The sequence below is a fragment of the Dongia sp. genome, assembly GCF_041910485.1.
Lineage (GTDB): Bacteria > Pseudomonadota > Alphaproteobacteria > Dongiales > Dongiaceae > Dongia.
The window spans coordinates 56137-63096 of the sequence record NZ_JAYRQR010000030.1; the positions used below are offsets into that span (position 1 = coordinate 56137).

At 64.8% G+C, this 6960-nt stretch carries 7 protein-coding genes; 5 read left to right on the forward strand and 2 right to left on the reverse strand.

Annotated features, from left to right (window positions below; translation table 11 throughout):
* The first annotated feature begins 2 nt into the window (after positions 1–2).
* Complete coding sequence (locus ACE3PP_RS08935; protein ID WP_374380752.1) at positions 3–377, forward strand: hypothetical protein; 375 nt, start codon at positions 3–5, stop codon at positions 375–377.
* Here the strand turns inward: ACE3PP_RS08935 and ACE3PP_RS08940 are convergent.
* Together ACE3PP_RS08940 and ACE3PP_RS08945 are read right to left on the reverse strand one after the other, a co-directional pair.
* Positions 356–1156: a substrate-binding periplasmic protein gene (locus ACE3PP_RS08940; RefSeq protein ID WP_374380755.1), complete on the reverse strand. Its 801-nt coding sequence runs from the start codon at positions 1154–1156 to the stop codon at positions 356–358. The two genes, ACE3PP_RS08935 and ACE3PP_RS08940, sit on opposite strands and share 22 nt — an antisense overlap.
* A 71-nt stretch (positions 1157–1227) precedes the next feature.
* Positions 1228–2025 carry a phytanoyl-CoA dioxygenase family protein gene (locus ACE3PP_RS08945; RefSeq protein WP_374380758.1) on the reverse strand — a complete coding sequence of 266 codons (798 nt, stop codon included), beginning with the start codon at positions 2023–2025 and terminating at the stop codon, positions 1228–1230.
* Between the two features lie 95 nt (positions 2026–2120).
* Between ACE3PP_RS08945 and ACE3PP_RS08950 the strand changes: the two genes are divergently transcribed.
* The 4 genes from ACE3PP_RS08950 to ACE3PP_RS08965 all read left to right on the forward strand — a co-directional run.
* Positions 2121–3005 carry a LysR family transcriptional regulator gene (locus ACE3PP_RS08950; protein WP_374380760.1) on the forward strand — a complete coding sequence of 295 codons (885 nt, stop codon included), beginning with the start codon at positions 2121–2123 and terminating at the stop codon, positions 3003–3005.
* Between the two features lie 101 nt (positions 3006–3106).
* Positions 3107–4627 carry a histidine ammonia-lyase gene (gene hutH, locus ACE3PP_RS08955; RefSeq protein ID WP_374380762.1) on the forward strand — a complete coding sequence of 507 codons (1521 nt, stop codon included), beginning with the start codon at positions 3107–3109 and terminating at the stop codon, positions 4625–4627.
* Between the two features lie 283 nt (positions 4628–4910).
* A complete protein-coding gene (locus ACE3PP_RS08960) occupies positions 4911–6050 on the forward strand; it encodes an efflux RND transporter periplasmic adaptor subunit (RefSeq protein WP_374380765.1) in 1140 nt (379 codons plus the stop codon).
* 27 nt (positions 6051–6077) lie between these two features.
* Positions 6078–6960 (forward strand): ABC transporter ATP-binding protein (locus tag ACE3PP_RS08965; protein ID WP_374380767.1); only part of this gene is annotated, 883 nt, incomplete at its 3' end.

Genomic DNA, 6960 nt, shown 5'->3' on the forward strand with positions numbered 1-6960 from the left:
GAATGACGGAGGCGATCATGCACTTGGTTGAGAATGCGGCGAGTGAGACGACAACAGGTATCGTCAGTGAGGCGGAGCTGGCAATCCGGTGCCGTGAGTTTGCCTTGGGGCGCGAAGATTGGAACCGCGGCCAGCGTTGCCTGTCGTGCTCCTATATTGCAAGCGGTGTCGCGCGCTATCGGGCGGACGGCACACTTGTTATCGACGGCTTCCCGCTGGGCGATCTTCTCTTGGAGGCGGCCGACGTCTCACGCGCCCTTGCGGATGGTCTACAATTCCAAGCGCCCGATTTCGAAGCGGAAGTAACGGCTGATTCATTGCGGCACGCTTTATTGCCCGCGATCGATGTGACCCCTCAGTTCGTCGTGTCGCGGTAACGTTGAAGCAGCGCCGGCATGTCTTGTCGGCGCTGCTTCGCGATTGAGGCCCACAGGCAATCCGCGGCTGCGCCATGCGCGTCGCGCCAAGCGTGGCTCAAGACCAGGTAATAGGGCTTGGTCGAAATCGGCGGTTCCAGGCGCTTGATCTGACCGGTCAGCCCGTTCTGGGCGACATAGGCATCGCCGATGGTGACGTGGGTGGCGACGGCGTCGATCCGCCCGCCCAGCAGTTTGTTGAAATTATTCTGCGTGTCACTGGCGGGTTCGACGTCGAGCCCTTCCTTCTTGAGATCGTCGACGATCGACCATCCGAGATTGGCGCCGATCGGCTTGGTGAGGCCCGTCACCTCCATCCCGTCCCATTTCACCGGGCTGTCGCTCCGGACATAGAAGGCATAGGAGAGGCTGGCGATCTGGAAGTCCGGATCGGCGGCATCGCCTTTCATCGGATAGGTGGCGAGCGCCATCCGCTCGCGATTGAAAGAGAGGAGGGCCACCGCGTCGATCGTGTTGTCGCCGACCCGTGCCAACAGGCGTCCGCCGGGATAACGCGAAAATTCAGGCGAGACGCCGCAGGCCTCGGCCGCCTGCTTGACCATCTCGATGGCGACACCGGGCCGTTTGGGAATCTCCTGGCCATTGCCGACCAGATAGAAGGCCGATTCCTTGTCGGAATAGCCGACGCGGAGCGGAATGTCGTCGGCCACCGCCATGCTCGGCGCCCAAAGGAGGGCGGCCGCAGCAAGGGCGCAAAGGTGCCGAGAATTTAGACCCATCCCGTCGAACTCCAGTCGGTGTCGTTGCTGGAGTTACCATGCGCTGAGTAAGGAAACCGGGCAAGTACGCCTTATGCTGCGCGCCAGATGGTTGGAAACCAATCCTCGCGCAGGCGCTCGCCGCTTGTCTGGTTGATGCCGGGATAGGGCGGTGACGTGCGGCCCGGGCGCTCTATGAAGACGGCGTCGTCGCCGAGGAAGCGGCAGGAAAAGGCGCGGCGTCGCGCGGTGCCTGCATTTCCACCGGCACCATGCACGGTGCGGTAGTTGAAGAGGATCGCATCGCCAGGTTCAAGCGCCGGCTCGAGGATCCGGTGCGATCCATCCTCGATATCGGGCAGGTCCATGAACTGGTCGAGGTCGGCATAGAAATCCTCGCCGCCGGCCCAACGCTTGGGACGCACCAGCTTGGGCCAGAGATGCGAGCCGAGGACGAGGCGCAGCGTATTGTCGGCACTGACGGGATCAAGCGGGATCCAATAGCTCGCCGTCTGCATACCGTCGACGCAGTAATAGGGCATGTCCTGGTGCCAGGGCGTCTTCTTCGGCGTACCCGGTTCCTTCACCAGCACATGGTCATGGAAGATCTGCGACGAGCGGCTGCCCATCAGGCGGCCGGCGATCTCGGCCGCCGCCGATTGCTCGACGAATTCCCTGAATTCCGGAATGCGCTGCCAGTTGCAGTAATCGTCGAAGAAGCGCCCGCCGCCATCGCCTGGGCGCACATTCTCGGCACCATAGGGGCCAGGTTCGGCCATGTTGCGCTCAATGCCCGCACGTAAGGGTTCGACCCAATCGGCAAAGGCGCCCTTCAGCACGATGGCCCCGTCGCGGGCGAAGGTGGCGATGTCGTCGGCGCTGATCTGCATGGATCTCGTTCCCTGGAGCGTGGCTGCCGTCATCCTTGCCAGATCGCAGGCATCATGAGAAATAGATGATGCTGATAGTCTGGTATAAGCAAAAAATGATACCATTCACCTTCCGGCAGATCGATTATTTCGTGGCGACGGCCGAGCACGGCAATGTCAGCGCGGCGGCGCGCGCCCGGCGGGTGGCGCAGCCGGCCATGTCGATGGCGATTGCGCAGCTCGAAGCCCTGCTGGGCGAGAAACTGTTCCACCGGCGCGCCGGCCACGGGCTGACGCTGACACCTGCCGGCCGGCAGTTGCTGGCCCAGGCGCGCGAGCTCATGGACCTTGCCGGGCGTATGGCCCATGCCGCACCCGTACCCGCCGGTCCGCTCAAGGGGCGGCTCGCCATCGCCTGCTTCAAAGACATCGCCCCCTATGTGCTGCCGCGCTTGCTGGCGGGTTTCAGGCGCGAGCATCCCGATGCCGTCATCGATCTGTTCGAGGCCGATTTCACCGCCGTGCGCGAGGCGCTGGTCTCCGGCCGCAGCGAATTGGCGCTCACCTACGAGCTCGGCATCGACGCCGATATCCGCCGCCAGGTGCTGCTGGAACTGCCGCCCTATGCGCTGCTGCCAGCCAAGCATCCGCTGGCGAAAAAGGCGAAGGTCTCGCTCGCGGCCCTCGCCAAGGAGCGGCTGATCCTCGAGGACATGGCGCAGTCGCGCGAATATTTCATGTCGCTGTTCTGGGCGCAGGGGCTGCAGCCACGCATCGGCCAATATACCCAGAGCTTCGAGATGCAGCGTGGTCTGGTCGCGCACGGGGCGGGCATTGCCTTGTCCTGCACGCGGCCCTGGGGCGACCGCTCCTATGACGGGGTGCCGATCGCCTGCCGCCCCATCGCCGAGAAACTGGCGCCACAGCGCGTGGTGATCGCAGATATTGGGCAGGGTCGCCAATCGCCGCTCGCCGCCGCCTTCCTCGCCTTCGCGCAATAAATCAACCGCATCGATACCGTGCGGAAAGCTCATTCCCCGGCTGGCTTGTGGCGCTGTATCATCCTGTATATACAGGTACAGTCAAGACAAGGGAGGCGGAGATGCGGATCGAGTGCGGCGCGGAGGCACTTTCCTATCGCGAGCTGGTCGCCGTGGCGCGGGGCGAGGCCGAGCTTGCCATCGGTCCGGCGGCGCGTACGGCGCTTGTCAACGGCCGCGCTATCGTCGAACGCATCATCGCGCTGGGCGAGCGGGCCTATGGCATTTCGACCGGGCTCGGTGCCCTGAGTGAGATCGTGCTTAGTGGCACGCAGCAGACCGACCTGTCGCGCAATACCTTGATGAGCCATGCCTGTGGCGTCGGTGCACCACTCACCGAGACGGCGACGCGCGCCATCATGGCGTCGCTGGTCAACGATCTTTGCCACGGCAAGTCGGGCGTGAGCCCCGCCGTGGTCGACCAACTGGTGGCGCTGCTCAACCATCGCATCACGCCAATCGTGCCGGGCCAGGGCTCGGTTGGCTATATCACGCACGGGGCGCATATCGGCCTTGCCCTCATCGGAATGGGCGATGTCGTCGTGAACGGCCGGCAGATGCCGGCTGCGGAGGCCCTGGCGCAGGCGGGTCTTGCACCGATCACGCTGGGCGCCAAGGATGGGCTTTGTCTCGTCAACGGCACGCGCTGCCTGACCGGTCTTGCCTGTCTCGCCTTGGCCGAAGCGGAGGCGATTGCCGATTGGGCCGACACCATCGGCGCCATGAGCTTTGAGGCCCTCAAAGGCCAGATCGCCGCCTATGATGAATCCGTGCTGGCGCTGAAGCCGCATCCGGGTCTCCTTCATGTCGGAAGGCGCCTGCGTGCGCTGCTCGCGGACAGTGAGATCGTCGCCAAACATCAGGGTTTCCGCACCCAGGACGCACTCTCCATCCGTTCCATCCCGCAAATCCACGGGGCGACGCGCGACCAGATCGACCATGTGCGCCGCCAAGTGGAGATCGAGCTTGGCTCCGCCACCGATAATCCGCTGGTGATCGGGACGCCCGACGATTACCGCGTCATCTCCAACGCCCATCCCCACGGCCAGTCGCTGGGAATGGCGATGGATCTGCTGGGCATGGCGGTGGCGGAACTGGGCTCCGTTGCTGAACGCCGCCTCGACCGGCTGATCAACCCGGCGGTCAGTACCCTGCCGGCCTTCCTGGTGGCCGAGGGCGGCGTCAATTCCGGGATGATGATCGCGCAATATGCGGCCGCTTCATTGGCGGCCGAAAATAAGCTGCTGGCCCAGCCGATGGTGACGGACAATTACATCACCTCCGCCCAGCAGGAGGATCATTTGAGCCTCGGCACGCCGTCCGCCCTTAAATGCCTGCAGATCGCGGCCAACACGCGCCACATTCTGGCGATCGAGTTCTTGTTGGCGGCGCAGGCGTTGGAATTCTATCCGGGCCTCAAGCCCGGGCGCGGGACCGGTGCCGCCTATGGCGCGCTCCGCGGCGAAGTGCCGGCCTATCACCGTGACCGGTTTCTGTCGCCGGATATCGCCCTGGTCGCCCGGCGCCTGGGGGAGGCTGGATGGGCCGGGATCGTGGCGGCAACGTTGCCCCGGGATATTTAGATTTTCTCGCGCAGGGTTTCCGGCAAGGCGCCGTGCAAACCCTTGCATTGTTCGCACGTGGCGACAGCTAGCCAGATTGGGGATCCGACGCGGTCACCCAGCAAATCTGTCCGGCGATCAATGAGTTGGGCGCCGCCCAACATGATCCTGACGCCGGTAGACCATGAGCATTGCAGAAGAATCCCGCCCCCTCCGCGCCGAACCACGCCCGGCGCCAGCCCGACCCATCGGCCAAGCCCCCGGTCCCCGGCCGCGGCGCCGGCGCAGCCGCTGGCCGTGGGTCATGCTGTTGCTAGCGCTGCTGGCCGGCGGTGCCGGCGCCTTCTGGCATTTTTCCCGCGCCGACAGTGGCGCGGTCAGCCGCTATCTGCTGGCCGATGTCGATGTGGGCACGGTCGAGGATACGGTCTCGGCCGTGGGCGAGATCCAGCCGCGCGACTATGTCGACGTCGGTGCGCAGGTCTCCGGCCAGATCATCGCGCTCAACGTCAAGGTGGGCGACATGGTGGAGAAGGGCGCGCTGGTCGCCGAACTGGATGCCCGCGTCCTTAAATCCCAGGTGGCGGCCAATCAGGCGCAGCTTCTCAACCTGCGGGCCCAGCTTGAGGAACGACAGGCGCAGCAGCAGCTCGCCAAGGAACAATATGAGCGCGAATCCGGCCTGATGGCCGAGGATGCGACCAGCCAGGATGCGCTCGACACCGCCTCGGCCAATCTGCGTGCCGCCAAGGCGCAGATCGCCGCCATCAAGGCGCAGATGCAGCAGACGCAATCCGAACTTGAAGGCGACGAGGCCAATCTCGGCTATACGCGGATTTACGCGCCGATGACGGGAACCGTCGTCAGTCTGGATGCGCGCCTCGGCCAGACGCTTAACGCCAACCAGCAGGCGCCGATCCTGATGCGCATCGCCGATCTCGATACCATGACGGTCGAGGCGCAGGTGTCTGAGGCCGATATCTCGCGCCTCGATCTCGGCATGGAGGCAAGCTTCACGACGCTGGGTCAGCCGGAGCGCCGCTGGACCGGCGTGTTGCACCAGATCCTGCCCACGCCAGAGGAAGTGAACGGCGTCATTCTTTACGACGCGCTGTTCGATGTCGCCAATCCGGACCAGCGGCTGATGACGCAGATGAGCGCCCAGGTCACCTTCATGGTGGCCAATGCGAAGAACGTGATCACCGTGCCGACGGCGGCGCTCCGACCCAGCGGCGATAAGTCGGCACCGGCCGGCACCTACCAGGTGCTGGTGGCCGAGGCCAACGGCAGTTTTGCCCCGCGCACGATCAAGGTGGGCGTCAAGAACCGCAATGTGGCCGAGGTTCTGGAAGGTCTGCAGGCGGGCGAGCAGGTCGTGGTCGGCGAACGCAGCGACAATGCCGCCGCGGGTGGCGGCACCCGGATGCCCATGAGGTTTCCGTGATGCGAGTGCGGTGAAGAGGACGCCGACATGAACATGGCCATCACGCATCATGGCGGGCCGCTCGATACCGGCGGTCGGGCGCCGCTCATCGACCTCAAGGATGTGCGCAAGACCTATGTGACCGGCGGCGGCTTCGCGGTCGAGGTGCTGCACGGCGTTTCGCTGGCGATCCATGAAGGCGAGTTCGTCGCCATCATGGGTGCCTCGGGCTCCGGCAAATCGACGCTCATGAACATTCTCGGCTGTCTCGATACGCCGAGTGCCGGCAGCTATATGTTCGGCGGTCGCAACACCGCCGATCTCGACCGCGACGAACTGGCGGAACTCCGCCGCGATGCCTTCGGCTTCGTCTTTCAAAGCTATAATCTCATCGCCACGGCGACGGCGCTCGAGAATGTCGAGATACCGGGCATCTATGCCGGTATGCGCCGCGACGACCGGCAGGACCGGGCCGAGATGCTGCTCTCCGGCCTCGGTCTCGCCGACCGGCTCGACCATCGGCCCAGTCAATTGTCGGGCGGCCAGCAGCAACGTGTGTCGGTGGCGCGCGCCTTGATGAATGGCGGCCGCATCATCCTCGCCGACGAACCGACTGGCGCCCTCGACAGCAAGAGCGGCGCCGAGGTGATGGCGCTCCTGCGCCAGCTGGCCGATGCCGGCCACACCATCATCCTGGTGACGCACGATCACAATGTGGCGGCCCATGCCGACCGGCTGATCGAAATCGCCGACGGCCTGATATCGGCCGACAGCGGACCAAAGGCGCGTGGGCCCCTGGTCCCCAGCGACAGTTTCGCGCTGCCGGAGGCCGGTCATATCGGCCTTCTCGGCGACGGGTACGAGGCGGCGAAGATGGCGCTGCGGGCCCTCCGGCGCAATCTCTTCCGCACCATCCTCACGCTCCTCGGCA